This window comes from Rhizobium sp. S96, assembly GCF_030382195.1.
Lineage (GTDB): Bacteria > Pseudomonadota > Alphaproteobacteria > Rhizobiales > Rhizobiaceae > Rhizobium.
Window position 1 is genome coordinate 1 of sequence record NZ_JAUDRY010000008.1, and the last position, 26,182, is coordinate 26,182.

The window sequence follows — 26,182 nt, forward strand, 5'->3', positions numbered from 1 at the left end:
AGCGGGATCAGCCGCTCAGATCGGGGCTGGTCGCTGTACAGTGTAGCGACCAGTCGGACATTTCTACTTTGCAAACCGCCGGACATTCCAACTTCTCCGCCACAAGGCCGATCCCCGAAGACCCGCCAACAACGACGACGTGCTGCAATGACATGATGTTGCTCCTTGAATGACGTAGTCGCCAGGACGTCGATCGGCCGGCGACGGAAACATCATTGCTGAGGGCGACAATGGCAAACAGTTCCAGTTTTATCCTGGTATCGATACTGATATGATGCCTCATGGATCAGATATCGACAGACCCGAAGCTTGAGGCTCGCCGGCGTGAACTCGCGGCATTCCTGCGCTCGCGTCGCGAGCGGCTGACGCCCGCCGCCGCCAATCTGCCGGAAGGTTTTCGCAGACGCACGCCGGGGCTGCGCCGTGAAGAGCTCGCGATGCTCGCCGGGGTCGGCACCACCTGGTACACATGGCTGGAACAGGGGCGCGACGTTCGCCCGTCGCCGCAGGTTCTGTCCGCGCTTGCTGATGCGCTGCAGCTCGATCCTGCCGAACGCCAACACCTTTTTGTGCTCGCGGGCCGACCGCCCCCGGAGGCGCGGTCCGTCGGGCCGGAGATCGTAGGCGAACCCTTGCAGCACATCTTGCGCACACTTAGCCACCAACCGGCCTATGTCCTCGGCCGTCGCTGGGATGTCCTCGCCTGGAACACGGCCGCGGCGAAGCTCTTCGGTGGCTACGATAACGCGGATCCGGATCAGCGGAACACGATGTACAGGCTGTTCGCCGATGCGGCGCATCGCAAGCTTCTTGTCGACTGGGACCATGTCGCGCGCGCCTCGCTTGCGATGTTCCGTGCTGACAGTGCTCGCTTTGCCGGGGATCCCGATTTCGAACGATTGATTGCGCTCCTGAAGGAGACAAGCCAAGAATTCCGCGAGTGGTGGCCAAGACATGAGGTTTTGCGGCCACTGAGTGGTCTCAAGCGCATCGACCACCCGCTGAAGGGCCGGATGTCCTTTGAACACACCGGCCTGACCATCATGGGTGAGCCGGACATGAAACTGATCGTCTATACTCCGGTCGATGTCGATGAGACGGAGAGGAAGTTGGCGGAACTGCTGGCTTGAGCAAGCGATCGATCATTGCCCCATCGGAGGGGCATCCCATATTCTCCTCATCGCCGTCCTTCGAGGGGAAATCATGGACCGCATTCGCATGAGATTCGTTGCTGCTTTCGCCGCCCTGTCGCTGGCCGTCTCGCCGCTGGTGCCGGCGTTTGCCGCCTCGCCTGCACCTGTAGAAGCCGAACATGGAATGGTCGTGACTGCCCAGCATCTCGCCACCGACGTCGGCGTCGATGTCTTGAAGAGCGGCGGCAATGCGGTGGATGCGGCGGTCGCCGTCGGTTATGCGCTGGCTGTCGTCTATCCGAGCGCGGGCAATATCGGTGGCGGCGGCTTCATGACGATCCGCCTGAAGGACGGACGAAGCACGTTCCTGGATTTCCGCGAACGCGCTCCGCTTGCTGCGACCAAGACGATGTACCTCGACGCCAAGGGCGACATCGTGCCTCGTGCAAGTCTGGATGGCTATCTTGCCGTCGGCGTGCCCGGTTCGGTCATGGGTTTCGAGACCGCACGCGAAAAGTATGGAACGAAGTCCCGGGCGGCCTTGCTGGCGCCGGCCATCCATTTTGCGCAGGAGGGCTTCACGCTTGGGCAAGGGGATGCCGCGTTTCTCGCCGCCAGCGCCAAGCGGCTGGCAAAGGACGAAGCCGCGGCGAAGATCTTCCTGAAGTCGGATGGCAATCCCTACGCCTCCGGCGAAAAGCTGGTGCAGCCTGACCTTGCCACAGCACTTTCCGCCATTGCGGAAAAGGGACCGGACGCCTTCTACAAGGGCGCCCCGGCGGAAGCGATCGTCAAGGCAAGCCAGACCAAGGGCGGCCTGCTGGCGAAGGAAGACTTCGAGCAGTATGCCGTGCGCGAGCTCAAGCCTATCGAGTGCAACTATCGCGGCTACGATATCATTTCCTCTCCTCCTCCCTCCTCCGGTGGCGTCATCATCTGCGAGATCCTGAACGTGCTGGAAGGCTACCCGCTCTCCTTCCTCGGCTACGGTTCGGCCGAGACCGTGCACCTGATGGTCGAGGCCATGCGGTACGCCTATGTGGACCGCAACGCCGCCCTCGGCGATCCCGATTTCATCGACAACCCGGTGACGACGCTGCTCGACAAGAGCTATGCCAAGGCCATCCGCGCAAAGATCGACACCTACAAATCCGGCACCTCCGCAAACCTGAAACCGATGGGCGCCAAGGAAAGCGTCGAGACCACGCACTACTCGATTATCGATGATGAAGGGAACGCCGTCGCCGTCACCTATACGCTGAACGGCAATTTCGGCGCCGGCGTCGTGGCTCCGGGCACAGGGATCCTGCTCAACAACGAGATGGATGACTTCACCTCCAAGCCCGGCGTTCCGAACCTCTACGGTCTCGTTCAGGGCGAAGCCAACGCCATCGCGCCGAAGAAGACGCCACTTTCCTCGATGAGCCCGACCATCGTGACCAGGGACGGAAAACCCTTCATGGTGATCGGCAGCCCCGGCGGTTCGCGCATCATCACCATTACGCTGGAAGCTATTCTGAACGTCATCGACTTCGGCATGGACATCAGCCAGGCAGTCAACGCGCCGCGCATCCACCACCAATGGCAGCCGGACAAGATCTATCTCGAACCCTACGCCCTCTCTCCCGATACGATCCGAGCGCTGATCGCGATGGGCCACACGCTGGACGACGGCAGCGGCCCGCCGCAATGGGGCCAGGCCGCCGGTATTCTCGTTGGCGGCAAGAGCCTTGCCGGCATCGAGAAAGGCGGCGGCGCGCGCTACAACGGCGCCATGGACAGCCGCGCGGCCGAGGGCTCGGCCGGCGGCTACTGACCCCATCAGCGGATCGTCGTGCGGGCGTATTCGGCCTTGATCGTCACGACAGGTTTTGCGCCCACAACGCTCGGCCGCGCACTGTCGATCAGCGACGCCTTGGCGGTCACGGTATAATCGACCGGCACATCCTTGCCGAAATCGAAATAGCTGTCGATGGAATGCGCGATCACCGCCACCGTCTCGTCTGCGGTCAACCGGTCGTAGACCAGATGCGCCCGGACCGCGGCGCTATCGATGTTCACGCTCGAGACATGCCCCTGCAACGTGATGTCGGCGGCCTTGGCGTCGAGCCCGAGGCTCGCAAAATCACCGTCGAACCGTGCCATGACGGCCTGCTGATCCACGCGAACGGTACCGCCCGGCGGAATATTGGCAAGCACCTCCGGCGAGCAATCGGAGAGATCGAACCATTTCGACGAGGCAACCGCGATCCGCAACGTCGTGCCTTCGATCTGCATCCGGCTCTGGTCCTGGCAACCGTTGAAGAACCAGCTCGAATACCAGCGACTGAACCAGCCGTCGCGCCGGCCGCGCGTCTCGGCGCGATAGGGCTCTTCGGGTTTCGTGCTGATCTTGATCGAGCTGGCATCGCCGCTGATGACAACAGAGCGGATCGCCGAAACGTCGAGCACCTCCCCGGTCTTCCAGCCATCGGCAAAAGCCGAAACCAGTGTCATCAGCAGCATTGGTATCACTATGAATATCGTCATCGCCTGTCTCCTTGTGCGACGCCGCTCCCATCGAACGGCGAGCCCAGGTTCTTCCGAGGCGCGCAAAATCGAGACCTTGATCGCAATCCGGGTCGCCCGCGATTGCGATCGAGGTCATTGTCGTGCTGATATCTCTCTGCCTGTATCGGGACCCGACCCCATGATTTTCGTGCCGCTGCCCTTTGTCGTCACATTGCTGCTCCTCATCCTGCTCGTGCGCATGGTGCGGCAAACCGACGGTATAACGCCTGAGAAGCGCCCCTTCCTGATTCTGACGACGCTCTACGCGCTGCAATCGGTGCTGATCGGCCTGCGCTGGGGCTATGACATCATCGCCCTGATGCCCGCCCAGGCGGTGCTCGCGACACTCATCGCCGCCTTTGCCTGGATCGGTTTCAGCAGCCTGGCGCGGGAGACACCTGCTTCGTGGCTGCGTCTTTCTCCACATCTTCTGCCGGCCCTTCTCGTGCTGGTGCTGATGGCCTTCCGGCGCGACCCCGTGGGGATCGTCGTCACCCTTACCTTCGCAGGCTATGGCTTCGCGCTCTTCTGGCTCGCCCGCCACGGTCCCGACGGGCTGGTCTCCTCGCGGCTGGATGGCGCGCTCCTCTCCTATCGCTCACTGCTGATCACCGGCTTCGCGCTGCTCGCCTCCACCGCCGCCGACATCGTCATCAGCTTCGATTTCTACCGGACAGGCGGCGCCAACGCCGGCGCGGTGGTTGCAGTTGGCAATGTCATCTCACTGCTGGTGCTCGGCACGGCTGCCGTTGTCGCCAGCAGCAGCCAGTCCTCGGGGACGACCACGCCGTTCCCAGCACCCCCGCTCGCGACCTTGGGGCCAACCGAGGAGGACGGCGCGGTCGCGCGGTCGCTGGACGACCTCATGCGGTCCCGCCAGCTCTACCGCGACCCCGAACTCAATCTCGGCCGCATCGCACGCAAGATGAACCTGCCCGCCCGCCGCGTCTCAGTCGCGGTGAACCGCGTGCATGGCATGAGCGTGTCACAGTATGTCAATGATTTCCGCATCCGCGCTGCCTGCGAGCTGTTGGCGGCCAGCGATGAACCCGTCACAAGGCTGATGTTCGATTGTGGCTTCATCAGCAAATCGAACTTCAATCGCGAATTCCTCCGCGTCACCGGCACCAATCCCACCGAATTCAGACGCCGCAACCCCGCCAAGCCAACGACGTTCGATCCGCCTGTCGCGAGGAAGCTTTTCGTGTCACCGTGACAAAGTCGCCGTTCACAACAAGCCTGCACCATCCTATTCATGTCGGGATTATCATCTGAAAGAGCTTTTCATGGTCAGCATTGAAATGATCGTCGCAGCCCGCGCCCGCCTGCGCGGACATGCGCGCCGCACGCCGCTTCTGTCCTCCCCGTTCATCGACGAAATTGCCGGCCGGCGGGTGTTCGTGAAGGCCGAGTGCCTGCAGCACACCGGCTCTTTCAAGTTCCGTGGTGGTTGGTCGGCCGTTTCCGCGCTGGATCCGGCCGTTCGCAGCCGCGGCGTCATCGCCTTCTCCTCGGGCAATCACGCCCAGGGCGTGGCGCTCGCCGCCAAGCTGCATGGCGTGCCATCAGTCATCATCATGCCGGCCGATGCGCCGAAGCTGAAGATCGCCAATACGCGGGCGCTCGGCGCCGAAGTCGTGCTCTATGACCGTGCGACACAGGATCGCGATGCCATTGGCGCCGAGCTTTCGTCCGCCCGTGGCCTGACCCTGATCAAGCCTTTCGACGAGCCGCAGGTGATCGCCGGTCAAGGCACGACGGGTCTCGAGATCGCCGAGCAGGCGGAAGAGGAAGGCGTCAAGTCGGCCGAGGTGCTGGTCCCCTGCGGCGGTGGTGGCCTGTCGTCCGGGATTGCGCTTGCACTCGAAGCCAGTGCCCCGGCATTTCGCGTTCGCCCCTGCGAGCCCGATGGATTCGACGATTTCACGCGATCGCTGGCCTCAGGCAAGATCGAGCGTAATGCGACGATGACCGGCTCCATCTGCGATGCGATCATCACACCGCAGCCCGGCAACATCACCTTCCCGATCCTGCAGCGCCTCTCGGGCGCCGGCATTGTCGTGACGGACGAAGAGGCGCTTCGCGCCATGGCTCTCGCGTTCGTCCGGCTGAAGATCGTCGTCGAACCCGGCGGCGCGGTCGCATTGGCAGCAGCCCTCTTCCATGGCGATGAGCTGGAAGACGACAACGTCGTCGTCGTCACCTCGGGAGGCAACGTCGACGCCGATATCTTCGCCGAGGCTTTGGCCCGGCACGGATAGAGGCAGGCCGGGCCTGCCTCCCCTTTGTCTTAAGCGGCCTTATAGCGCGCCGCCGGTGCCGCGCGTGACAGGTTCGGCATCAGCGCCTGGCGAGCATCCTCGTAGGCCTTGAGCAATCCGGCATCCTCGAGAGCCGGAATGGTCGCGAACTCGCCCTGGTCGAAACCGGCAAGGGCGGCGTCCACCATGTCTTCGGCCTGCATGACGATTTCGGTCGGCAGGTGCTCGACCGGCGTGCCGGCGATGCCCCAGAATTCCGTCGCCGTCGCTCCCGGCAGCACCGCCTGGATGCGGATGTTCTTGTCCGCCAGCTCATGCTTCAGCGATTGGCTAAAGGCGAGAACGAAAGCCTTGCTCGCCCCATAGACGCCGTTCAGCACCTCCGGCGCGATCGCCACGATCGACGCGACGTTGATGATCGCGCCACCACCACGGGCAACGAAGCCCGGCACGGCGGCATAGGTCAGCCGCATCAACGACGTGACGTTGAGATCGACCATTGCCTGCATCTTGTCGACGTTGGAAGCAAGCAGCGGCGCGGTGCCGCCGACGCCGGCGTTGTTGACCAGAAGCGTGATGCTGCGATCGCTCTTCAGCACCGCCTCGACACGCGCCAGATCGGCCTTCTTGCCGAGATCGGCCGGAATGGTTTCAATCGTCCTGCCCGTTTCCCGGGTCAGCTTCGTTGCAAGGTCTGAAAGCCGCTCTGCATTGCGGGCGACCAGAATGAGGTCATAGCCGCGCTTTGCGAGCCGCTGGGCATAGATCGCACCGATCCCCGATGACGCACCGGTAACGAGTGCGGCTCCTTTGTGCTGTTCGGTCATTGTCGTTCTCCAAGTTGGCAACAGCGCCTGCTGTTGGCTTGAGGAGAGTCTTAAGCCTGATTGCCAATGTCTTGAATGTCATATAAGCCACCTTTTAGGACAAACGGAGTTTTGAGCCATGCAGCGCATAGCCGTCCTGCTCTTTCCGGGCTTTCAGATGATGAGTCTCGCCGCCATCTCCGCCTTCGAGTTCACCAACCTCGAACTCGGCGAACAGGCCTACGACATCGCCTATCTCTCGGAGACCGGCGGCCCGATACAGGGCTCCTTCGGCGTCACGATGGAGACGACGCCGTTCGACGATCCCGCTTTCGATACGTTGCTGGTGTCGGGTGCGGTCGGCATCAAGCTGCCGACTCCGGGAGAAGGCGAATTTATCCGCAACGCGCTTGCCGCCTCCCGCCGCGTTGCCTCGATCTGTACCGGCGCCTTTCTGCTCGCCGACGCGGGCGTGCTGGACGGCCGTCGCGCCACGACACACTGGCTCCTCGCCCGCGAGCTGCAATCGCGCTACCCCCGGGTCAGGATCGAAGAGGATCGCATCTTCATCATCGACGGATCAGTCTGGAGCTCGGCTGGCATGACGGCCGGAGTGGATCTGGCGCTTGCCATGGTCGAGAAGGATCACGGCGCCAACATCGCCCGCGCCGTCGCCCGCAAGCTCGTCGTCTATCATCGCCGCGCCGGCGGCCAATCGCAGTTCTCGGCGCTGCTGGAACTGGAGCCGAAATCGGACCGCATCCAGAAGGCGCTGGCGCATGCGCGCGGCAACCTGAAGAACAAGCTGTCTGTCGAGGAGCTGGCGGAAGCGGCCGCACTCAGCCCCCGGCAGTTCAGCCGGACGTTTCGCGCCGAGACAGGGCAATCGCCGGCCAAGGCGGTTGAGAACCTGCGCCTCGAGGCGGCTCGCCTGATGATGGAGCAGGGCCGGCACCCGATCGATGTCGTTGCCGCCGAAACAGGCTTCGCGGATCGCGAGAGGATGCGCCGCGCCTTCCTGCGCGCCTTCGGCCAGCCGCCGCAGGCAATCCGCCGGAACGCGCAGCGCGAATATCAGGCATAGGCTCTCGCTGCCGGCTGGATCGCCGATGGCACCGCATCGGCGACAGCCTCCCTGACCGATTGGAGCATAATGGCCGCAAGCCGCGCCGTCGCCGGCCCGGGCTCCGCTTCGGCGCGATGCAGCACAAGGCCGAGCGATGGAAGTTCAGGCAGGCCGGTATCGGCGGCGACGAGCGGCTTCACCTTCCGCGGCAGCCCGATCGGCGTGCGGATGCTGATACCGAGCCCGGCAGCCGTCGCTGCCCACAATCCCCCAAGACTCGGACTGACGAAGGCAAGCCGCCAGGGAATGCCCGCCGTATCGAGCGCCTTGGTCGCCGCGGTGCGCAACAGGCAGGGAGCCTCGAGCGAGGCGAGCGGTACCGGCTCGCCGCTGCCGAGATTCCAGTCGACCGCCCCATCCGCCGGTCCGATCCAGCGCATCGGCACCTCCGCGATCTTCTCGCAATGGGGTGTCAGCGCGCCATCGCTCCAGGCCAGCGCCAGATCGAGCTTGCCCGTGGTCACGCGCTCGATCAGCTCGACATTGCGCACCACCCGCGCCTCGATGCGGACCTTCGGATGCGCGCGCGCAAAACGGCCGAGCACCTCGGGCAAAAGCGTTTCGCCGAAATCCTCTTGCAATCCGAGCCTGACCCAACCCTCGAGTTCGACGCTCTGCACCGCTGCGGCCGCCTCGTCGTTGAGCTCCAGCAGGCGGCGCGCATAGGCCAGCATCGTTTCGCCGGCATCGGTGAGCGCGAGCCCGCGTCCGGCCTTGCGGAAGATCGGCGTGCCCGCCTGCTCCTCCAGCTTCTTCAACTGAGCGCTGACGGCCGAGGTCGAACGGCCGAGCCGGTCGGCCGCTCTCGCGAAGTTGCCGAGCTCCATTCCCGTCGCGAAGGTCCTGAGCACATCGAGATCGAAGATCGTCCGTCGCATCGATATAATCCCGTTTTTATGGATCATAAGTTCATTTAATTCTGATTTTTCGCATTATCGTGATGTGCGATGCTCCTCCTGTCAAGAATTCACTCAGAGGAGGCAGTCATGCCTTTTGTTCGTATCTCTCTCCTGCGCGGCAAGTCGCCGGACTATCTTTGCGCCGTTTCCGACAGCATCCATCAGGCAATGGTCGAGACATTCAATGTCCCGCCTGCCGACCGCTTTCAGGTCATCCACCAGCATGAACCGAGTGAACTGATCTTCGACCGGAACTATCTAGCCGGGCCGCGTTCCGACGACTTCGTGCTGTTCGCCATCACCGCCGGCAAGCCGCGCTCGACCGAAACGCGACAGGCCTTCTTCAAGCGCGCCGCCGAACTTCTCGGGGCATCCCCGGGCATCCGGCCGGAAGACATCATGATCGTCGTCACCACCACATCGCCGGATGAATGGTCGTTCGGCGACGGCAAGGCGCAGATGATCGAACCTGGCTGGGAAGCCCGCGCCTTCGGGAGTGCCGCATGATGGGCAACCCTGAACGCATGACTGTCATTCGTCCGGGCAACGCCGTCCGCTCGCCCGCCGATATTGCCACCGCGCCCTTCTGGGTCGAGATGCTGCTGGAAGGCGCGGTCGATGGCGAGAACACCGCGATGCGCGCAAGCCTCGATCCCGGCACGATCACGCGCTGGCATTCGCATCCGCGCGGGCAGCTGCTTTATGTTCTATCGGGCAAGGGGCTGGCGCAACGCGAAGGCGGCGTCGTGGAGGAGTTGGGCGCCGGAGATGCCGTCTGGTTCGCCGCCGGCGAAAAGCACTGGCATGGCGCGACGCCTGACAGCCCGTTCAGCTACATCAGCATCCAGGTAAGCGAGGCCGGCCGCATCGTCGACTGGCTGGAGCCGGTGGAGGTTCTCTCATGATGGCGATGCAATACAGCTTCACCCTGCCGGCCGATTACGACATGTCGATCATCGACCGGCGCATCCGCGACAAGGGACCGATGCTCGACGGCTTTCCCGGCCTCGGCTTCAAGGCCTACCTCAGTGCCCGCAAGGGCGAGTTCGGCTCGCGCGAAAACCTCTACGCACCCTTCTATCTCTGGCAGCAGCCGGAGCGTGCCAGCGACTTCCTCACCGGCCCCGGCTTCGAAGCACTGACGCAATCCTTCGGCTGGCCCCGGGTGAAGACCTGGATTGTCTGGCACGCGGAAACCATGCCTGCGGTGGCAGAGGCCAAATTCGCGACTGAGGAGATCGTGTGTATCGAGCCCTACGCCTCGCTTGCCGAGATCAAAGACGAGGAGAGCAGACAGGCACAACGGCAAGCGAGACAGGCTGATGTCCTTGCATCGGTCTCGGCTTTCGAGCCGACAAGCTGGACGGCCGTGCGCTTCAGCCTGCATCGCTCGGCCCCGTTGATCGCGGGAGCCGGCCAGATCTATCGGGTCGGGCACGTGTCCCTGCCCTAAAGCGTCAGGTCGTTGCCCGCCGATATAGCGCCAGCGATCCCGCCAGCGCCAGCATCGCCCCGCCGCAGGCGCGCTCCAGCCAGACCGCGCCTGCCGTCTTCAGCAGCCGTACGGCCTGCGAACCGAAGACTGCGTAACCGAGCATGATCAGAAAATCGAGCGATGCGAAGACCACCGCCAGCACGGCATACTGCGTCGGCTGCGGCAACGCCGGATTGATGAACTGCGGTAGAAACGCCGAGAAGAAAAGGTAACCCTTGGGGTTGGTGACGGCGACCATGAAGCTCTTGAGGCCGATCGAAAAAGCGGTTCCGCCAGTAATCTCGCTTTCCGACTTCAGCGCGGCGTTGAAGCCGCCCTTGGTGCGCAGCATCATGATCCCGAGAAAGGCGAGATAGGCAGCACCTACATATTTCAGCATCGAGAACCAGAACTCCGACGCCGCGAGAAGCGCGCCGAGACCGATCGCCACAGCACCCAGCAGCACAAAGTCGGACAGCACCGCGCCTATCATTCCCGGGATCGCTCGGCGAACACCGTAACGCGAGCCGTTGGTCATCGCCAGAAGCACCGTCGGCCCGGGCGTTGCAATCGCGACGAAGGACACGGCTACGAATGCGAGAAGTGTAACAATGTGCATGATGCCCTCCCGAACATGAAAGCCGACCCTTGCATGTGCGCCCGCCAGCCGCAAGACGCCATGGTTCAGGACAGCAAAAAGCCCGCCGCCTGTTAGGGCAGCGGGCTCCGTGAATAGTGGCTAGTGCGCTTAGATGCCGCTCTGGCCGTCGGAGCCGATATAGGCGATGCGCAGCATGTTGGTGGCACCTGGTGTTCCGAGCGGCACGCCGGCCGAGATGATGATGCGATCGCCCGGCTTGCCGAAGCCTTCGTCGGCAACGATGCGGCACGCACGGTTGACCATGTCGTCGAGGTCGGTCGCGTCATGCGTGACGACGCAGTGCAGACCCCAGACGATGGCGAGACGGCGAGCCGTCTGAATGACCGGCGACAGCGCCAGGATCGGAACCTGCGGACGCTCGCGCGAGGCGCGCAGACCCGTCGTACCCGACGAGGTGTAACAGACGATAGCCGAGAGGCGCAGCGTTTCGGCTATCTGACGAGCAGCGAGCGAGATCGCATCCGCGCCGGTTGCTTCCGGCTGCGCGCGCTGCGCGTAGATGATGCCAGGATAGTGCGGCTCGCGCTCGATGGTGCTTGCGATCGAGGCCATCGTCGAGACGGCTTCAACCGGATAGTCACCGGATGCGGACTCAGCCGACAGCATGACGGCGTCGGCGCCTTCGAATACGGCGGTCGCGACGTCGGAGACTTCAGCACGCGTCGGGACCGGCGCGGTGATCATCGATTCCAGCATCTGCGTGGCGACGATCACCGGCTTGCCCGAACGGCGACAAGCGCGGATCAGCTGCTTCTGGATACCCGGAACGGATTCGAGCGGCATTTCGACGCCGAGGTCGCCACGGGCAACCATCAGCGCGTCGGAGAGCTCGATGATTTCCTCGATACGCTCGATCGCCTGCGGCTTTTCGATCTTCGACATGATGCCGACGCGACCGCGCGCGATCTTGCGCACTTCGGCTAGATCTTCCGGGCGCTGCACGAAGGAGAGCGCGACCCAGTCGACATCGTCGGTCGCCAGAACGGCGTCGAGGTCGGTGCGGTCCTTGTCGGTCAGAACGCCAACGGTCAGCAGCGTGTCGGGAAGGCTGACACCCTTGCGGTCGGAGATCTTCGTACCTGAGATAACCGTGGTAACGATGCTCTTGCCGTCGCACTTTTCAGCGCGCAATGCGAGCTTGCCGTCGTCGATCAGCAGGCGATGGCCAGGCTGCACGGACTCCAGAATTTCAGGATGCGGCAGGAACACGCGGGTCGCATCGCCGGGAGCTTCGTTGTTGTCGAGTGTGAAGGTGTCGCCCGGCTTCAGGTCGACCTTGCCTTCGGCGAACTTGCCGACGCGCAGCTTCGGGCCCTGAAGGTCCGCCAGAATACCGATCGGACGTCCCGAACGCGCTTCGACGGCGCGGATACGCTTGATCAGCGAACGCATGACGTCGTGGCTGGCATGGCTCATGTTGATACGGAAAACGTCAGCACCGGCCTGGTGCAGCTTTTCGATCATCGACTCCTCGGAGGAGGCCGGTCCGAGCGTGGCGAGGATTTTAACTTTGCGGTTACGCTTCATCAATTCGGGCTTTCTTGCGTGCCGGGGGTATCGGAAAGTTGAACCATCCAGCTGCCCTGGCGGCCCGTATCATATTCCTTGAACCCCATCTTCTGATAGCCACGGGCGTAGCAATCATTGACACCCGTGATCTTGAACTCGTTCTCTGCCACGCACATCTGCACGTCACCCGTCCATCGTCCTCCCCGGGCGGCGTCCTCGGCGTAGAGATAATAATATCGCGACTGCAGCTCTCCCTCGATCAGCGTCGCGCATGTCGTTGCTGGCACCTGCCACCAGCCTTCCGTCATCCAGCCATCCTTGGCCCTGTATCCAATTGCGACACCCACGAGGTTCTGTGTGCCGTTGCAGACGCGAAAATCGGCATGAGCCGCGTCGGCTATGAAAAACGGCGAAAAAGCCGCGAGAACAAACAGTGCAAGACGGGCAAGCGGCCCGGAGCGCAGAAGGAAACTTGGCGCGGTCTGGATCAACACGACTTCCAATGGGCTCCCGATTATTCGTTGGTGTGCCTTCTTGCGCCGCCTCCCCGAGAATGTCAACGCAATGCTAATCGATTATATTCCATGACAGCCCCGACAGGCAGCCGTGTTGCGGCGTTTGATCAACGGCCATGCTTGAACGCGTCACTTGGCCATGCGAACAGAGATCGACCGCAAACCATAATTGGCGATTTCCCTCATGAATGCCTTCCAATCATTCGAAATCCTAGACGGCAACCATGACAGTGGCATGGTGCTCCTCGGCGACCACGCGATGAACCGTCTCCCTGAGAATTACGGCCGCCTGGGCCTGCCCGCCAATGCCTTTGAACGCCATATTGCCTATGACATCGGCATCGAGGGACTGGTACGTGCGCTGTCGGCAAGGCTCGGCGTGCCAGCGGTTCTCGGCGGCTTCTCCCGTCTGCTGATCGATCCCAATCGAGGCGAAGACGACCCGACGCTGATCATGAAGATTTCCGACGGCGCCATCATTCCGGGCAATCACCCGATCTCGACCGAGGAGTGGAACCGCCGTGTGGAAACCTACCACCGGCCGTATCACAATGCCGTCAACGAAACGATCGGCCGCGTGGCTGCAAAGACGGGCAAGGCTCCACTTGTCCTTTCTCTGCACTCCTATACCCCAGCGTGGAAGGGCGTTCCGCGCCCCTGGCACGCAGCGGTCCTCTGGGACAGCGATCAGCGCGCCGTCTCCCCCTTGCTTGACATGCTCCGCAAGTATCCCGATCTCATAGTGGGCGACAACGAGCCATATGACGGCGCGCTGAAGGGAGATACCATGTACCGGCATTGCATGGTTCCCGGCATTGCCCACGCGTTGCTGGAGGTTCGGCAGGATCTCATCGGCGATGACGCTGGCATCGCGGCCTGGGCCGACCGGCTGGCACCCATTTTCGAATCCATGAATGCCGATCCGGCGCTGCATGAGTATAAGGTGCACGCATCGCGAACGGGACCATCCGAATAAAGGAGAGCGCCATGACCGCACTCACGAAAGAACAGCAAACCGAATTCGAAGCAGCGGCCTTCCGCCGCCTCGTTGCGCACCTGCGCGAGCGCCCCGATGTCCAGAACATCGACCTGATGAATCTCGCAGGCTTCTGCCGCAATTGCCTGTCCAACTGGTATCGCGAAGCCGCCGAGGCCGAAGGTGTCGAGATCTCCAAGGACCAGTCGCGCGAGATTGTTTACGGCATGCCGTTCGAGGAGTGGAAAAGCCTTCATCAGAAGGAAGCCACCACCGAGCAAAAAGCCGCATTTGAAATCAACAACCCGCACAAATAAGCCTCGGCTTGTCGAATAGGCTTGACCCCGGCCCCGCTTCGCGGCAGTCAACGCCATCCGAATTTTACATCCCCTATCAGGAGAACACGATGTCTGATGCCCACGGCGTTGCCCGCGACCAGCTTCGCGCTTTCATCGAGCGCATTGAACGGTTGGAAGAAGAAAAGAAGACCATCGCCGACGATATCAAGGACGTCTATGGCGAAGCCAAGGGAACCGGCTTCGACACCAAGATCCTCAAGAAGGTCATTGCCCTGCGCAAGAAGGACGAGCAGGAACGTCTGGAAGAGGAAGCCATCCTCGACACCTACCTGCACGCGCTCGGCATGATCGACTCGCCGCCGGAAGGCTGATTGTCCAGGCATCTGCCCAGTTGAAACCGCCGACCAGTTCGGCGGTTTTTTTATAACTGTCGCAGCCCTACGTAACACCAAGCTGCGGCTGCTCGCGTCCTAGAAAGCTGGCAACCGACAGCAGCCTGCGCTGCAGTTCGTAAGCAATCGCACAAACCGCGCACGTCACGACCACCACGACACCGAACGCCCACGGCGGCTGCATTCCATGTTGCTGCAGCCAGTACGCGACCAGAACCAGCACCGTCTGATGCAGGACGTAGTAGGTCAGGACAGCCCTGTTCAGATACATGACGACCGGATTTGAGTGACGGATGAACCGGCGGGCATAGCCGAGCAAGGCGACGATCGCCGTCCATTGGAACACGGACCGGCAGACGCGCAGCGCCGTCACCAGCAGGGCTGGTCGCTCCGCCGCGGGAATGGTGGTGACAATCGCCGCCAGAACGACAAAGCACGCGAGCGCGATCGTCAGCGCCATCTTCCTGTGTGCGACGACCGCATCCCAGAAATCTTCTTGCCCCGCCAAAAGCGCACCGGCCAGGAAGAAGCTGAAGTAGACGATATGCGCATACCAATCGGTCACCGGATTGAGCGTCTCGCCAAAGGCCGGGAAAAGCGCCAGGCGCAGAACGGCGAGATAAAGAACCGGCCAGTACAGCAGCCCGACCCCATGCAGGGTCTTCGACAACCACGCACCTCCGCGCAGAAAAAGCGCGGGAGCGTATCGGTGGAGAAGCGCCCACAGGGCGGTATAGACCCAGAGATAAGCAAGAAACCAAAGATGCGCGAAACTCCCAACTTCGCGCCCCGATGCATCGATAAAGCCACCGGTGACGTAGCTCCACCAGAACTGCAGATACGGCATGGAAAAGCCGCTCTGCATCTTCAGCGTGATGTAGATCTGCGGCGGAATGATCACCAGCATGCCGATCAGAAGCGGCGGAAGAAGCTGGCGCGATCGAAACAGGCGGACTTCGCCCGGAGAGCGTCGCGATGTCAGCGCTGCCGTCACCACGCCTGACAGGAAAAACAGCAGGCTCATCCGCCACGGATGCGACCCGATCGAGATCAGGTCGAAGAACCAGCTTTCGCCGCCCGCCTGGTGCAGCCAGCCGCGCGAGCTATACAGAATACTGGAATGATAGACGATCAGCAGCCCAAAGGCGCACACCCGCAGGAAATCGACATCATGCCGACGCCCAATCCGGCCCTCGTTTGCCATTGCCCCTCGCCCCCGTTGCCTTTCCCTGATGGAAATTCACGCGAGCTTTATAAGTAGTCGCAAATGATTGAATGGCGCTTAATTGAATAGATGAAAAGATAACGATCGGCGGGCCGAAACGAAAAAGCCGCCGGATATCTCCAGCGGCTCTCTGATCTCGTTATCGGGAAGCTCAGTTCGTATTGAACTTCCGGACTTCCATGAAGTTCACCGCGCTGCCGCTGAAGCGGCCCGGATCGATGGAGGCCGTCTTGGTGAAGCCTTCCGCATAGACCGCGGTCGGCTGTGCGCGGAGCGTCTGGCTGACGAAGCGCGGCGCCTTGACCGGCTTTGTCACCATTTCCATGCGCGCATTGGTCAGCGCCCACTTCGAGATGATCTTCTCGGTCAGCTTCGGCTCTGTCGTGATCGTGGCACGGCCAGCGTCGGCCTGGGCGGCTTCATGCTTGGTCGGGCGCCCGCCCTTAGTCGGCGCAACCTGGGCCGCGCTGGCGTCAAGCGACGGCTTGGGTGCATCGAAACCATCGCCGAACGTCGCGGCCTTGGGCGTCGGCGCGAGCGCCGCCATCTGTACCGGCGGCTTCTCCGATGGAACCTTTTGCGGCATCGCTGCGTTAATGGCCTGTTCGACGCTCGAAATCGCCGGCTGGCTGGACGCGACTTGGCTATCGCCGGCCGTCTTCTGCTGATCAAGAGCGTCGGCAACAGCAGGAGAAAGCGTATCCTCCTGGTCTGCCACGTCGTCATCAGCTTCCGAGTCGGCGTTCGCCGCAGCGAGGAGCTTTTCGGCGAGCGCCGGACGTTCAGCCGGCGTCGGAACCGCTGCGAGATTCCCCGTCATCGCAGCCGGGTCAGCCGAAGCGACTTCCGCGTCTCCTGGAGAGCGCCGCGGTCCGAGCAGTGAAGGAACGGGTACGCTATAGGCGCTGAGATCCGCGAACTGCTGCTGACCCTCGGTCACAGCAGAAAGGGCCTCTTGTGCCGCATTTCCGGACTGAGGAGCGACCAGGGCGCTAGCCACTTCGCTTCCACCCGGCTGGTTGGCAAACGCTGGACGCACCTGCGGAACCGGCGCATTTACACTTGCGACCTCGGTCGGCTGGGCGGGAGCCTGCTGGCCGGGATCGGCTGCGTTCGGCATATCAGCCTTTGGCGGCGTCGCCTTCGCGACGGCGACAGGTGCTGCTGCACTATCATCATCAGAACTGTCTTCAGCTTCGTCAGCGCCGCCGCCAAACAGCGCGGCAAACAGTGTCTTGTGCTTCGGCTGCTCGCTCGACGACGAGCCGCTATAGGCGCCGGAGCTTGCCATCTGCACTTCGGTCGAGCTGACGCGACGCTTGTAGTCGGCCACGGCCTGCTCATATCCCGGCAGCGGTCTGCCATCAGCAGGGATGTGCATCGTGTTGCCGTTCGGGAAGAGACGGACGAGTTCTTCGCGGCTCATACGCGGCCATGCGCGCACGCCACCCACGTCCATGTGCACGAACGGCGAGCCCGACGTCGGATAGAATCCAACGCCGCCGACCTGCATTTTCATGCCGATTGCGCGCAAAGTGGCCAGTTTGACGTCAGGAATGAAGAAATCCATCGCCTTGCCGAGCATGTGCTGGCTCTTCTCTGCAACGCCGGAATTGCGCGAACGTGCCTTCAGCATGGCGTTGGTGCCTGGCGAACGGAAGCCGCAGACGACGTTGATGTAATCCTTGGAACCGCTCTGGCGATACACTTCCCAGATCAGGTCGAAGAGACGCGGGTCCATCCTCGTCGGCTGGTTCTTGCGCCAGTCGCGAAGGAAGCGGTTCAGCTGCTCGAGACCCTTGGGGTCGAACCGGCCGTTGCGCTTGTAGGTGATGACCGCCTTTTCGCCGGTGTGAATGAAATAGAGCTTGAGACTACGCGTTTCGCCAGCCGCCTGAGAGGGCGTGCTGATGACCACAGGCGACGAAACGGCAACTGCGAGAAGGGCGGCCATGGCCGTCCTAAACACCTTTCCGCAAAGGTCTGCGCACCTGTCGCGCCAGATCGGGCGCTTAGGCTTCGTATTCCCATTCAGATCCGGCAAACTCAATCCCCGTCAGACAGCCGATGGTCCTCTATCTCGACCCTTGACTGTGAAATGCGGTCACACGATGGCAAAAATGCCACACATGATCAACCTTTTCTTTACATAGTGAACAGGCCACTAACAAGTGGTTTATGATTGGTAACAAAAGATGATTGCCGGATTGTTAATGAAGCGTTTCAGGCCGCGTCCTTCTGCGGGTTGTCAGGGTCGATCCCGTAATCCTTGAGTTTTCTGTACAATGTGGACCGCCCGATGCCGAGTTTTCGGGCCACTTGACTCATCTGCCCCCGATAGAATTTAAGGGCGAATCTGATCAGCTCTTCTTCCACATCCGCAAGCTTTCGCACGTCGCCTGAGGGGTTCGTGCTGGCAATTGCGTTGTCCGGTGCATCACTGATTCGCGCCACGAGGTGGTCCGCGGCTGCCTGCGAGACCGGATCCTCGGGACTGGCGAGTTCGGCGAGACGATCGCCGACGCTATTGTCGGCAACGAGCGCGAGGTGGTCGACCACCGCGTATTCCGGCAGCTGGCCTGCGATCTGCGGGAAGTCGGCTTCGGTCAGCTCTGGTCCATCTGCCAGCACCACGGCGCGGAAGATTGCGTTCTCGAGCTGGCGGATATTGCCCGGCCAATCGTAGGCGGTCAGCAGCGCCAGGGCGCCTGCGCTCACCGTCATGCGATGGCCGTTCTTCTGCTCGCTCGAGAAGCGCTCGGTGAAGACGCGCACGAGGTGCGGGATGTCTTCCTTTCGCTTGCGCAGCGCCGGAATGGTGATCGGGAAGACGTTGAGACGATAATACAGATCCTCGCGGAAGTGGCCGTTCTTGACCTCTTCGATCAGATCCTTGTTGGTTGCCGAAATCAGGCGGACGTTGACCTTATGCGCGGTGCGCGCGCCGACGGTCTCGATCTCGCCCTGCTGCACGGCGCGCAGGAGCTTGACCTGGACTTCGAGCGGCAGGTCGCCGATCTCGTCGAGGAAGATCGTGCCGCCATCGGCTTCCATGAACTTGCCGATATGGCGCTCGGTCGCGCCGGTAAAGGCACCCTTCTCATGGCCGAACAGAATGCTCTCGACCAGATTGTGCGGAATGGCGCCACAGTTGACGGTGACGAACGGCTTGCCGGAACGGTCGCTGCCGGACTGGATGGCGCGCGCCACCAGTTCCTTGCCGACCCCGGATTCCCCTTCGAGCACGACGGGGATGGTCGACTGCGACGCACGCTGCGCCAGATCGATGACCCGTATCATTGCGGGGCTGGCCGAAACGATATCGTCGAACCCGACTGAGCCGGAACGAGACCTGCGGCCGCTGCGCGCCTTGATTTCGCGCTGATCCAGCTTGAGGGCGTTTGCAATCGAATTGGCGATCCGCTCGGGAGACACCGGCTTGACGACGAAATCGAAGGCGCCGGCACGCATGGCCTGCACCACCGTTTCGATGCCGCCCTGCCCCGTCTGAACGATAACGGGAACCTGTGTGCCGAATTCGTGCACCGCTTCCAGGAACTCCAAGCCCGTCATTTCAGGCATCATCAGGTCCAGCACGATGACGTTGTAGAGGCCGCTGCCTCTCTTCACCATCTCCAGACCGATCCGGCCGTTCTCGGCCTGATGGACCACGTGCCCGTGGCGCTCTATCGCGTTCTTGAGCAATCGGCGCTGAACCGGATCGTCCTCGACGACCAGTATCTGCGCGGCACCCTTGATCTCATTGTAACCGGTCATTGCTGCCTCACTTCATGCGAAACCTGACAGGCACTCTCGCAGAAAGGCTTGAACATCCAGTTTTGAGAAATAATTGCATTTTAACGTTTGGGGCGAAGACGAATCCGGCTCGAAACGGAGCTTCCCGAAAGCCGAAATGCCCTTGATACCGGGGCTTTAGGCGCTTAGACAGTCTAGCCTGTCGCAAAAGAGGAAGAGGAACCCCGCTCATGAAAAAAACACTCGCCGGCGCCGCCCTTAATTTTTCGGCAAGCTCCGCCGCCTCCGCGACCGATAGCGCGCTCGGCGACCTGCCGACCTGGCGATTGCAGGACCTCTACCCCTCGGCCACCTCGACAGCCTTTACGTCGGATATGGAAAAAGCAGGCAAGGCAGCCGCCGCCTTCGAAGAGAAGTGGAAGGGCAAGCTTGCGGACGCCGCCACGAAGAAAGGCGACGCCGGCATCGGCCAGGCTCTGAAAGAATATGAGGCGCTGGACGACCTTATCGGCCGCCTCGGCTCGTTTGCGGGCCTCACCTATTTCTCCGACACCAGCAATCCTGTGAACGGCAAGCTCTACGGCGACGTTCAGGCCCGGATCACCGATTTCTCCGGCCACCTGCTGTTCTTCGCGCTCGAACTCAACCGCATCGACGATGCCGTGATCGATGCCTGCATGGCGAATGACCCGGATGCCGGCCACTACCGCCCCTGGCTCGTCGACCTGCGCAAGGACAAGCCCTACCAGCTGGACGACAAGCTGGAACAGCTCTTCCTCGAAAAGTCGATGACGTCGGCTGCCGCCTTCAACCGTCTGTTCGATGAAACGATGGCGGAACTGCGCTTCGACGTCGATGGAGAGAAGCTGTCGATCGAGGTCACGCTGAACATGCTGCAGGACCGCGATCCCGCCGTTCGCCACAAGGCGGCGATGGCGCTTGCCGAAACCTTCAAGACGAATATCCGCACCTTCACGCTGATCACCAACACGCTCGCCAAGGACAAGGACATTTCCGACCGCTGGCGCGGCTTCGAGGACATCGCCGATAGCAGGCACCTGGCAAACCGCGTCGAGCGCGAAGTGGTCGATGCGCTGGCCGCCGCCGTCAAGGATGCCTATCCGCGCCTCTCGCATCGCTATTACAAGATGAAGGCCAAGTGGCTTGGCATGGAACAGATGGAGTTCTGGGATCGCAACGCGCCGCTGCCCGAAACCTCCAACGCTGTGATTTCCTGGACTGAAGCCAAGGACACGGTGCTTTCGGCCTATGGCAATTTTGCCCCCGAGATGGCCGCGATCGCCAAGCGCTTCTTCGACGAGCAGTGGATCGATGCGCCCGTTCGCCCGGGCAAGGCGCCCGGCGCCTTCGCTCACCCGACCGTTCCTTCGGCTCACCCCTATGTGCTCGTCAATTACCTGGGCAAACCGCGCGACGTGATGACGCTCGCCCACGAGCTTGGCCATGGTGTGCATCAGGTTCTGGCCGGCGGCCAGGGCGCGCTGATGTGCCAGACGCCGCTGACGCTTGCCGAGACCGCCTCCGTCTTTGGCGAGATGCTGACCTTCCGGGCCCTGCTCGACAAGACGAAGGACAAGCGCGAGCGCAAGGCGATGCTTGCTCAGAAGGTCGAGGACATGATCAACACGGTCGTGCGCCAGATCGCCTTCTACGAATTCGAGCGCAAGGTCCACACCGCCCGCAAGGCCGGCGAACTGACCTCCGACGACATTGGCGAGCTCTGGCTCTCGGTACAGTCGGAAAGCCTCGGGCCAGCGATCAAGATCTCGGAGGGATACGAGACCTACTGGGCTTATATCCCGCACTTCATCCATTCGCCCTTCTACGTCTACGCCTATGCGTTCGGCGATTGCCTGGTGAACTCGCTCTATGCTGTCTACCAGAAGGCCGACAAGGGCTTCCAGGACAAGTATTTCGATCTCCTGAAGGCCGGCGGCACCAAGCATCACTCGGAACTTCTCAAGCCATTCGGTCTCGACGCCACCGATCCGTCGTTCTGGAGCAAGGGACTGTCGATGATCGAAGGCCTGATCGACGAGTTGGAAGCGCTAGATAAGGCCTGAGGCGGCACCACCAGTCCCTTCTCTGCGTCAGCGGGAAGGGACAAAGCGAAGATCGCCGTCTTAAGGCCAAAGCTTGGACATGATCGACAGACAGCCCTACGCGCTCTTCCGGGACGACACGACCGGACAGGTGATGCTCTTCGCCGATCCGGCGGAGATCATCATCGCACGGACGCGCACCGAGTTTTTCGACGGCCTCGCGCGCATCGAGCAAGCGCGTGCCGCGGGCAAGTGGCTGGCCGGCTACCTGTCCTACGAAGCGGGTTACCTCTTCGAAGACAAGCTTTCCGCCTTTGCCGACGGGCGCAGCGAAACGCCGCTCCTCTGCTTTGGCATATTCGACGCGCCTTCAGCGGATACTCACCCCCTGGCGAAGGCAGTAAAGCGCGTCGAAAATGAGGAATGCATCACGGCACCGAAAACCGGATGGGATTTCCCCACATACAAGGAGCGCTTCGACCGGCTGCATTGGCATCTCCGACAGGGAGATTGCTACCAGGCCAACCTTACCATGCCGATCACGGCCCGTTGGAGCGGCGATCCCCGCGCGGCATTCTGGTCGCTGATCGACCGGCAACCCGTGAAGTATGGCGCGCTGGTGGATCTCGGTGGCCCGATCATCCTGTCGCGCTCACCCGAACTCTTCTTCCGCACCGACGATGACGGCTGGATCGAGACACACCCAATGAAGGGCACCGCCAAGCGTGGCAACAGCCCTGCCGAGGACGCCGCGATCATCAAGGCCATGCGCGGGGACATCAAGACACAGGCCGAAAACCGCATGATCGTCGACCTCCTGCGCAACGACATCTCGCGCATATCGGAGGTCGGCACGCTCGACGTTCCGAAGCTCTTCGACATCGAGACCTACCCGACGGTGCACCAGATGGTGAGCCATGTGCAGGCGAAGCTGCTTGCTGGTCTCACCATCACCGACATCTTCGCCGCCCTCTTCCCCTGCGGCTCGATCACCGGCGCGCCGAAGATCAGCGCCATGACCATTCTCCATGAACTGGAGGACGGCCCGCGCGACGTCTATTGCGGAGCGATCGGCATGATCTCGCCGCGCGGCGCTATGCGCTTTTCGGTCGCCATCCGAACCATCAGCCTGTTTCCCGACGGCAAGGCGGTCTTCAACGTCGGCGGCGGCATCGTCTTCGATTCGACCGCCGAAGCAGAATACGAAGAGTGCCTGTTGAAGGCGCGCTTCGCCATCGGCGATCAGGAAGTGACCCGCGATCAGGAGACAGCGGGATGACCGACCTGTCCTTGATCGAAACGCTGCGCTTCGAGCCGGGCATCGGCTTCGTGCGCCTGCGCCTCCACCTCGCTCGCCTCTCCCGCTCCGCCCGCCGACTTGGATTTCCAGAGCCGCTGGCGGCTGCCGATCGACTGAACGAAGCCGTGGCGGGCGCATCGAGCGCCTTGCGCATTCGGCTGACATTCGATCACAACGGGCAAACGGCGATCACTTCGGCGCCGTTTACGCCGTTTGCCGCAGGCAGTGTCTGGAACGTTAAAGTGGCCGGCACGCGCCTCGACTCCGGCGACACGCTGCTGCGCATGAAAACGACCCGCCGCGCGATCTACGACATGGCAAGGTCCGAATACGCATCGTCCGAAGCCGATGAAGTGATCATGCTGAACGAACGAGGCGAGGTGTGCGAGGGCACGATCACCTCGGTCTTCCTCGACGACGGATCCGGCCTCCTGCGCACCCCGCCGATCGCCTGCGGTCTGCTGGCCGGCGTGCTGCGCACCGAACTCATCTGCCAGCGAAAGGCTCGCGTTGGCCGCATCACGCCGGAAGACTTGAAGACAGGCCGGCTTTATATCGGCAATTCCCTGCGCGGTCTGATCGCCGCCAACCTTATCCTCTAAGCAACGATCCTCAGCCGATCACGCCCGCTCTGCTTGGCATGATAGAGCGCCTCGTCGGCGCGCGCGTAAAGCTCGCGTGCCGTCTCGCCCAGATGCAGTTCCGCGAGCCCGGCGGAGCAGGTGTAGGAAAAGCTGGGGCTGTTGCTGATCGGACGGGCACCTCGCACCGTCGTCAGTATACGGTCGACGATCAACTCTCCCTGCGACAAGGTGGTGTCGGGAAGGATCAGCATGAATTCCTCGCCGCCGATCCTGCCGAAGCTGTCGCGCCGGCGCACGAGCGGATGTACGCGGCGGGCAAAATCCACCAGCACGTCGTCTCCCACCTGGTGGCCATACACGTCGTTGATCCGCTTGAAGAAGTCGAGATCGATGATGCAGATGCAGCCGCTCGCCTTTTCCATCGAGGCCTGCCGCTGCACAAGGCTCTCCAGCGCCGCCATCATGAAGCGGCGATTGGAAATGCTGGTGAGCTCGTCGGTCTGCGATGCCTTGAGCGCGAAATCGCGGTCCTGCCGGATATCGCGTTCGCTGGCTTTCAGATGGGTGATGTCGCTGGCGACGCAGAGCATCCAGCCGTCCTTCTGGACGGTCTCGGTCATCCACAGCCAGCGCCCGTCGACCACATCGGTCTCGAACGCCCGGAACGGCAGCTTGCCGCGCCGCGATTGCGCCGAGACCAGCCACGTCTCGAAATCAGCGGCACGGATGACCGTCCCTTTTCCGGCCTTGGTATTGCGGCGCATAAGCTCGGCCCACAGGGGGCATTCATCCGGCTCGAGTGCGAAGGTGGTGCGAAAGGCCGCGTTTGCATACTGCAGCCGGTCATCCTGATCATAAAGCGCGATCAGGACGGCGCTCTCCTCCTGCAACTCCGCAAGCCGCTCCGATATCTGGTTCATCCGATGGTTCCGGGGCGATGGAATAACAATGATTCGCACTTTGACGCGGAAATCTGAAAAGAAGATGGATGCCCCCGAGACAATTGAATATCCACATGTATCGGAACGCAACGCCCTGAAAGGAAACACACCATGTTCATCCTCGCCTTGACCTATGTGAAGCCGAACGAGGAGGCCGACAAGCACATGGAGCCGCACATGGCCTGGGTGAAGGAAGGCTATGCCAGGGGGTGGTTCCTCGCATCGGGCCGCAAGGTGCCGCGCACCGGTGGAGTGGTTCTGGCCGTCGGAAATCGGGCTGATATCGAAGCCTATGTCGCCGCCGACCCCTTCACGATCCACGGCGTGGCGCAATACGAGATCACCGAAGTCGCGATCACCACAGCCGTCGACGGCATGGAGGCATTGAAAGGATGAAGCCTTGAGAGAGCAACCGGAAGACCTGCGTCTCCATCTTCAGTCCTTGGAGGAAAAGCTGTTCGACCCCGCCGTGCGCAACTCGCGCACATCGCTGGACGCACTGCTTGCACCCAATTTCCGGGAGATCGGAAGCTCCGGTCGGCTCTATGGTTTCGATGAGATCATCGCGGCGCTACTTGCCGAGCCGGCAGACGCAACCACCCGCGCATTGGCCGACTTCGAGATCTGGCCGCTGTCTCCCGGGCTGGTGCTCGCGACCTACCGCTCCGAGCGCAGCGAACCCCATCTTCCGCCGGTCAGATCCCTTCGAAGCTCGATCTGGCGGCACGATGCCGACGGTTATTGGCGAATGGTCTTCCATCAGGGGACACCGGCGCGCTAGAGTTCGGCCATGACGCCTCCGATCTACACGCCCTATGACGGCTCCTCGAAGCCGTTCACCATTGGCCTGATGCCGCTTGATCCCACGCGCTGGATCGAGCCGGATGCCGATTGGTCGCGCTATGTCGGCGAAAAGCAGGCGCTGGTCAGCACCAATTGCAGCGAGGTCTTCGTCGCGGAGGAGGACACCGAGGACGCTCAGCGGGAGGCGCTCGAGCTGCTTCAAACACATCTCGCCGAACGGCATCCGCAACTCCCCCGCGACGACGCGCAGACCGGATACGATCTCCCGCCATTGCTCCGCGCCGGCCTGTTGATCCAGGACGATCTGGTGATCATGCGTCGAAAGGCCGACGGCTGGCATCTCGTCGCCGGCTTTGTCGCCTTTCCATCCTCGTGGTCGCTGCAGGAGAAGTTCGCACGTCCGATGCAGGCAATCCATGCCGACGTGCCGGGTTTCGGAGATGGCACCCGCAACGCGGCGCTGATCACCCGGATCTTCGATAATCTTCAGGTTGCCCAACCCGTCGAGCGGATGAACTGGTCGATCAACCTGACGGACGACCTCTTCCTGCCGCTCTCGAAGCATCGCCGGCCGCCGCAGGCGGAAGCCTTCACGCTCGCCCAGCGCTTTGCCCGCGTCGAGCGGCAGACGCTGCGCAAGCTGCCAGTCGCCGGCGATATCCTCTTCACCATCCGCGTCTATGTCGATCCGATCGCCGCCATCGCGTCCCATCCCAAGGCTGCGATATTGGCCGCGAGCTTCGCAACGCAGCTCGAAAACCTTGACGAACACCAGGCTGCCTACAAGGGGCTGAGCTTGCAAAAAGCCGAGCTTGCGGCCAAGCTGCGCGCGCTCGCAAACCAGCACTTGCCCGCCTGATATTTGTGTTCCCGCCCCGAACGCTCTTTATTGTGACGCCATTTTGTGG

General features: G+C 62.1%; 26 protein-coding genes and 2 pseudogenes. 17 read left to right on the plus strand and 11 right to left on the minus strand.

Annotated elements, in window-relative coordinates; genetic code table 11:
• The first annotated feature begins 281 nt into the window (after positions 1-281).
• Positions 282-1,130, plus strand: a complete 849-nt coding sequence (locus tag QTL94_RS09830; RefSeq protein ID WP_289801398.1) for a helix-turn-helix transcriptional regulator — start codon at positions 282-284, stop codon at positions 1,128-1,130.
• Between the two features lie 73 nt (positions 1,131-1,203).
• Entirely contained in the window at positions 1,204-2,949 is a 1,746-nt protein-coding gene (gene ggt / locus QTL94_RS09835; RefSeq protein ID WP_289801399.1) for a gamma-glutamyltransferase, read from the plus strand.
• Positions 2,950-2,954: 5 nt separating this feature from the next.
• Here the strand turns inward: ggt and QTL94_RS09840 are convergent, their stop codons facing one another.
• Positions 2,955-3,662, minus strand: a complete 708-nt coding sequence (locus QTL94_RS09840; protein ID WP_289801400.1) for a hypothetical protein — start codon at positions 3,660-3,662, stop codon at positions 2,955-2,957.
• A 160-nt stretch (positions 3,663-3,822) separates the two neighbouring features.
• On the opposite strand from QTL94_RS09840, the gene QTL94_RS09845 reads away from it, so the two are divergent.
• Positions 3,823-4,899 carry a helix-turn-helix domain-containing protein gene (locus QTL94_RS09845; RefSeq protein ID WP_289801401.1) on the plus strand — a complete coding sequence of 359 codons (1,077 nt, stop codon included), beginning with the start codon at positions 3,823-3,825 and terminating at the stop codon, positions 4,897-4,899.
• 70 nt (positions 4,900-4,969) lie between these two features.
• Positions 4,970-5,944 carry a threonine ammonia-lyase gene (locus QTL94_RS09850; RefSeq protein WP_113521874.1) on the plus strand — a complete coding sequence of 325 codons (975 nt, stop codon included), beginning with the start codon at positions 4,970-4,972 and terminating at the stop codon, positions 5,942-5,944.
• A 29-nt stretch (positions 5,945-5,973) separates the two neighbouring features.
• Here the strand turns inward: QTL94_RS09850 and QTL94_RS09855 are convergent, their stop codons facing one another.
• Positions 5,974-6,771 carry an SDR family NAD(P)-dependent oxidoreductase gene (locus QTL94_RS09855; RefSeq protein WP_289801402.1) on the minus strand — a complete coding sequence of 266 codons (798 nt, stop codon included), beginning with the start codon at positions 6,769-6,771 and terminating at the stop codon, positions 5,974-5,976.
• Positions 6,772-6,889: 118 nt separating this feature from the next.
• On the opposite strand from QTL94_RS09855, the gene QTL94_RS09860 reads away from it, so the two are divergent.
• Positions 6,890-7,834 (plus strand): GlxA family transcriptional regulator, encoded by a 945-nt coding sequence (locus QTL94_RS09860; protein WP_289801403.1) that lies wholly within the window; start codon positions 6,890-6,892, stop codon positions 7,832-7,834.
• On the opposite strand, the gene QTL94_RS09865 is transcribed toward QTL94_RS09860, so the two are convergent.
• Positions 7,825-8,754: a LysR substrate-binding domain-containing protein gene (locus QTL94_RS09865; RefSeq protein ID WP_289801404.1), complete on the minus strand. Its 930-nt coding sequence runs from the start codon at positions 8,752-8,754 to the stop codon at positions 7,825-7,827. The two genes, QTL94_RS09860 and QTL94_RS09865, sit on opposite strands and share 10 nt — an antisense overlap.
• 108 nt (positions 8,755-8,862) lie before the next feature.
• Between QTL94_RS09865 and QTL94_RS09870 the strand changes: the two genes are divergently transcribed.
• Genes QTL94_RS09870 through QTL94_RS09880 form a run of 3 tightly spaced genes read left to right on the plus strand, consistent with a single transcriptional unit; the run spans position 8,863 to position 10,228 of the window.
• Complete coding sequence (locus QTL94_RS09870; RefSeq protein WP_065691583.1) at positions 8,863-9,282, plus strand: tautomerase family protein; 420 nt, start codon at positions 8,863-8,865, stop codon at positions 9,280-9,282.
• On the plus strand, positions 9,279-9,680 hold the full coding sequence (locus tag QTL94_RS09875; protein ID WP_065691582.1) for a cupin domain-containing protein: 402 nt from the start codon (positions 9,279-9,281) through the stop codon (positions 9,678-9,680). Before QTL94_RS09870 ends, QTL94_RS09875 begins: the two co-directional genes overlap by 4 nt.
• Positions 9,677-10,228: a DUF4865 family protein gene (locus QTL94_RS09880; protein WP_065691581.1), complete on the plus strand. Its 552-nt coding sequence runs from the start codon at positions 9,677-9,679 to the stop codon at positions 10,226-10,228. The genes QTL94_RS09875 and QTL94_RS09880 overlap by 4 nt, the downstream gene beginning before the upstream one ends.
• Positions 10,229-10,232: 4 nt before the next feature.
• Here the strand turns inward: QTL94_RS09880 and QTL94_RS09885 are convergent, their stop codons facing one another.
• From QTL94_RS09885 to QTL94_RS09895, 3 genes are all read right to left on the minus strand, one after another.
• Positions 10,233-10,868, minus strand: coding sequence for a LysE family translocator (locus QTL94_RS09885; protein ID WP_289801405.1), 636 nt, complete (start codon positions 10,866-10,868; stop codon positions 10,233-10,235).
• Positions 10,869-10,997: 129 nt separating this feature from the next.
• Positions 10,998-12,437: a pyruvate kinase gene (gene pyk / locus QTL94_RS09890; RefSeq protein ID WP_153271429.1), complete on the minus strand. Its 1,440-nt coding sequence runs from the start codon at positions 12,435-12,437 to the stop codon at positions 10,998-11,000.
• Positions 12,437-12,922, minus strand: coding sequence for a DUF1036 domain-containing protein (locus tag QTL94_RS09895; protein WP_113521880.1), 486 nt, complete (start codon positions 12,920-12,922; stop codon positions 12,437-12,439). The genes pyk and QTL94_RS09895 overlap by 1 nt, the downstream gene beginning before the upstream one ends.
• A gap of 196 nt (positions 12,923-13,118) precedes the next feature.
• Here QTL94_RS09895 and QTL94_RS09900 point away from each other — a divergent pair, with 196 nt between their 5' ends.
• The 3 genes from QTL94_RS09900 to QTL94_RS09910 all read left to right on the plus strand — a co-directional run bounded on the left by QTL94_RS09900 (position 13,119) and on the right by QTL94_RS09910 (position 14,580).
• Positions 13,119-13,910, plus strand: coding sequence for an N-formylglutamate amidohydrolase (locus tag QTL94_RS09900; protein WP_289801406.1), 792 nt, complete (start codon positions 13,119-13,121; stop codon positions 13,908-13,910).
• A gap of 11 nt (positions 13,911-13,921) precedes the next feature.
• A complete protein-coding gene (locus tag QTL94_RS09905) occupies positions 13,922-14,227 on the plus strand; it encodes a DUF1244 domain-containing protein (protein WP_289801407.1) in 306 nt (101 codons plus the stop codon).
• Between the two features lie 89 nt (positions 14,228-14,316).
• A complete protein-coding gene (locus QTL94_RS09910) occupies positions 14,317-14,580 on the plus strand; it encodes a DUF2312 domain-containing protein (RefSeq protein WP_065691577.1) in 264 nt (87 codons plus the stop codon).
• A 67-nt stretch (positions 14,581-14,647) separates the two neighbouring features.
• Here the strand turns inward: QTL94_RS09910 and QTL94_RS09915 are convergent, their stop codons facing one another.
• The 4 genes and pseudogenes from QTL94_RS09915 to QTL94_RS09925 form a co-directional block, all read right to left on the minus strand.
• A complete protein-coding gene (locus QTL94_RS09915; RefSeq protein ID WP_289801408.1) occupies positions 14,648-15,805 on the minus strand; it encodes an acyltransferase family protein in 1,158 nt (385 codons plus the stop codon).
• Positions 15,806-15,977: 172 nt separating this feature from the next.
• A complete protein-coding gene (locus tag QTL94_RS09920) occupies positions 15,978-17,870 on the minus strand; it encodes a peptidoglycan L,D-endopeptidase MepK (protein ID WP_289801409.1) in 1,893 nt (630 codons plus the stop codon).
• Between the two features lie 179 nt (positions 17,871-18,049).
• Positions 18,050-18,274 (minus strand): annotated as a pseudogene (locus QTL94_RS28435) (helix-turn-helix domain-containing protein); the annotation flags it as partial.
• A gap of 71 nt (positions 18,275-18,345) precedes the next feature.
• Positions 18,346-19,603: pseudogene (locus tag QTL94_RS09925) on the minus strand (sigma-54-dependent transcriptional regulator); the annotation flags it as partial.
• A gap of 209 nt (positions 19,604-19,812) precedes the next feature.
• Here QTL94_RS09925 and QTL94_RS09930 point away from each other — a divergent pair.
• The 3 genes from QTL94_RS09930 to QTL94_RS09940 all read left to right on the plus strand — a co-directional run bounded on the left by QTL94_RS09930 (position 19,813) and on the right by QTL94_RS09940 (position 23,547).
• A complete protein-coding gene (locus QTL94_RS09930; protein ID WP_289801410.1) occupies positions 19,813-21,666 on the plus strand; it encodes a M3 family oligoendopeptidase in 1,854 nt (617 codons plus the stop codon).
• 79 nt (positions 21,667-21,745) lie between these two features.
• Positions 21,746-22,924 carry an aminodeoxychorismate synthase component I gene (locus tag QTL94_RS09935; RefSeq protein ID WP_289801411.1) on the plus strand — a complete coding sequence of 393 codons (1,179 nt, stop codon included), beginning with the start codon at positions 21,746-21,748 and terminating at the stop codon, positions 22,922-22,924.
• Positions 22,921-23,547: an aminotransferase class IV family protein gene (locus QTL94_RS09940; RefSeq protein ID WP_289801412.1), complete on the plus strand. Its 627-nt coding sequence runs from the start codon at positions 22,921-22,923 to the stop codon at positions 23,545-23,547. The genes QTL94_RS09935 and QTL94_RS09940 overlap by 4 nt, the downstream gene beginning before the upstream one ends.
• Here QTL94_RS09940 and QTL94_RS09945 read toward each other — a convergent pair.
• Positions 23,544-24,449, minus strand: coding sequence for a sensor domain-containing diguanylate cyclase (locus tag QTL94_RS09945; RefSeq protein WP_289801413.1), 906 nt, complete (start codon positions 24,447-24,449; stop codon positions 23,544-23,546). The two genes, QTL94_RS09940 and QTL94_RS09945, sit on opposite strands and share 4 nt — an antisense overlap.
• Before the next feature lie 132 nt (positions 24,450-24,581).
• Between QTL94_RS09945 and QTL94_RS09950 the strand changes: the two genes are divergently transcribed.
• The 3 genes from QTL94_RS09950 to QTL94_RS09960 are packed head-to-tail and all read left to right on the plus strand — an operon-like array spanning position 24,582 to position 26,133.
• Positions 24,582-24,866, plus strand: a complete 285-nt coding sequence (locus QTL94_RS09950; RefSeq protein WP_065691570.1) for a YciI family protein — start codon at positions 24,582-24,584, stop codon at positions 24,864-24,866.
• Positions 24,867-24,870: 4 nt separating this feature from the next.
• The gene (locus QTL94_RS09955; RefSeq protein ID WP_289801414.1) at positions 24,871-25,251 is read left to right on the plus strand and encodes a nuclear transport factor 2 family protein; all 381 of its coding nucleotides are present in this window, start codon (positions 24,871-24,873) and stop codon (positions 25,249-25,251) included.
• 9 nt (positions 25,252-25,260) lie between these two features.
• Positions 25,261-26,133 carry a heme-dependent oxidative N-demethylase family protein gene (locus QTL94_RS09960; RefSeq protein WP_289801415.1) on the plus strand — a complete coding sequence of 291 codons (873 nt, stop codon included), beginning with the start codon at positions 25,261-25,263 and terminating at the stop codon, positions 26,131-26,133.
• Positions 26,134-26,182: the final 49 nt, after the last annotated feature.

Bases quoted from the DNA above. Each gene is read 5' to 3' on its own strand.
- QTL94_RS09850 (WP_113521874.1), top strand. From the start codon at position 4,970: ATGGTCAGCATTGAAATGATCGTCGCAGCCCGCGCCCGCCTGCGCGGA.
- QTL94_RS09875 (WP_065691582.1), top strand. From the start codon at position 9,279: ATGATGGGCAACCCTGAACGCATGACTGTCATTCGTCCGGGCAACGCC.
- QTL94_RS09950 (WP_065691570.1), top strand. From the start codon at position 24,582: ATGTTCATCCTCGCCTTGACCTATGTGAAGCCGAACGAGGAGGCCGAC.
- QTL94_RS09865 (WP_289801404.1), bottom strand. From the start codon at position 8,754: ATGCGACGGACGATCTTCGATCTCGATGTGCTCAGGACCTTCGCGACG.
- QTL94_RS09885 (WP_289801405.1), bottom strand. From the start codon at position 10,868: ATGCACATTGTTACACTTCTCGCATTCGTAGCCGTGTCCTTCGTCGCG.
- QTL94_RS09900 (WP_289801406.1), top strand. From the start codon at position 13,119: ATGAATGCCTTCCAATCATTCGAAATCCTAGACGGCAACCATGACAGT.
- QTL94_RS09960 (WP_289801415.1), top strand. From the start codon at position 25,261: ATGACGCCTCCGATCTACACGCCCTATGACGGCTCCTCGAAGCCGTTC.
- QTL94_RS09880 (WP_065691581.1), top strand. From the start codon at position 9,677: ATGATGGCGATGCAATACAGCTTCACCCTGCCGGCCGATTACGACATG.
- QTL94_RS09905 (WP_289801407.1), top strand. From the start codon at position 13,922: ATGACCGCACTCACGAAAGAACAGCAAACCGAATTCGAAGCAGCGGCC.
- QTL94_RS09870 (WP_065691583.1), top strand. From the start codon at position 8,863: ATGCCTTTTGTTCGTATCTCTCTCCTGCGCGGCAAGTCGCCGGACTAT.
- QTL94_RS09855 (WP_289801402.1), bottom strand. From the start codon at position 6,771: ATGACCGAACAGCACAAAGGAGCCGCACTCGTTACCGGTGCGTCATCG.
- QTL94_RS09830 (WP_289801398.1), top strand. From the start codon at position 282: ATGGATCAGATATCGACAGACCCGAAGCTTGAGGCTCGCCGGCGTGAA.
- QTL94_RS09910 (WP_065691577.1), top strand. From the start codon at position 14,317: ATGTCTGATGCCCACGGCGTTGCCCGCGACCAGCTTCGCGCTTTCATC.
- QTL94_RS09945 (WP_289801413.1), bottom strand. From the start codon at position 24,449: ATGAACCAGATATCGGAGCGGCTTGCGGAGTTGCAGGAGGAGAGCGCC.
- QTL94_RS09845 (WP_289801401.1), top strand. From the start codon at position 3,823: ATGATTTTCGTGCCGCTGCCCTTTGTCGTCACATTGCTGCTCCTCATC.
- QTL94_RS09860 (WP_289801403.1), top strand. From the start codon at position 6,890: ATGCAGCGCATAGCCGTCCTGCTCTTTCCGGGCTTTCAGATGATGAGT.
- QTL94_RS09940 (WP_289801412.1), top strand. From the start codon at position 22,921: ATGACCGACCTGTCCTTGATCGAAACGCTGCGCTTCGAGCCGGGCATC.
- QTL94_RS09915 (WP_289801408.1), bottom strand. From the start codon at position 15,805: ATGGCAAACGAGGGCCGGATTGGGCGTCGGCATGATGTCGATTTCCTG.
- ggt (WP_289801399.1), top strand. From the start codon at position 1,204: ATGGACCGCATTCGCATGAGATTCGTTGCTGCTTTCGCCGCCCTGTCG.
- QTL94_RS09935 (WP_289801411.1), top strand. From the start codon at position 21,746: ATGATCGACAGACAGCCCTACGCGCTCTTCCGGGACGACACGACCGGA.
- pyk (WP_153271429.1), bottom strand. From the start codon at position 12,437: ATGAAGCGTAACCGCAAAGTTAAAATCCTCGCCACGCTCGGACCGGCC.
- QTL94_RS09840 (WP_289801400.1), bottom strand. From the start codon at position 3,662: ATGACGATATTCATAGTGATACCAATGCTGCTGATGACACTGGTTTCG.
- QTL94_RS09930 (WP_289801410.1), top strand. From the start codon at position 19,813: ATGAAAAAAACACTCGCCGGCGCCGCCCTTAATTTTTCGGCAAGCTCC.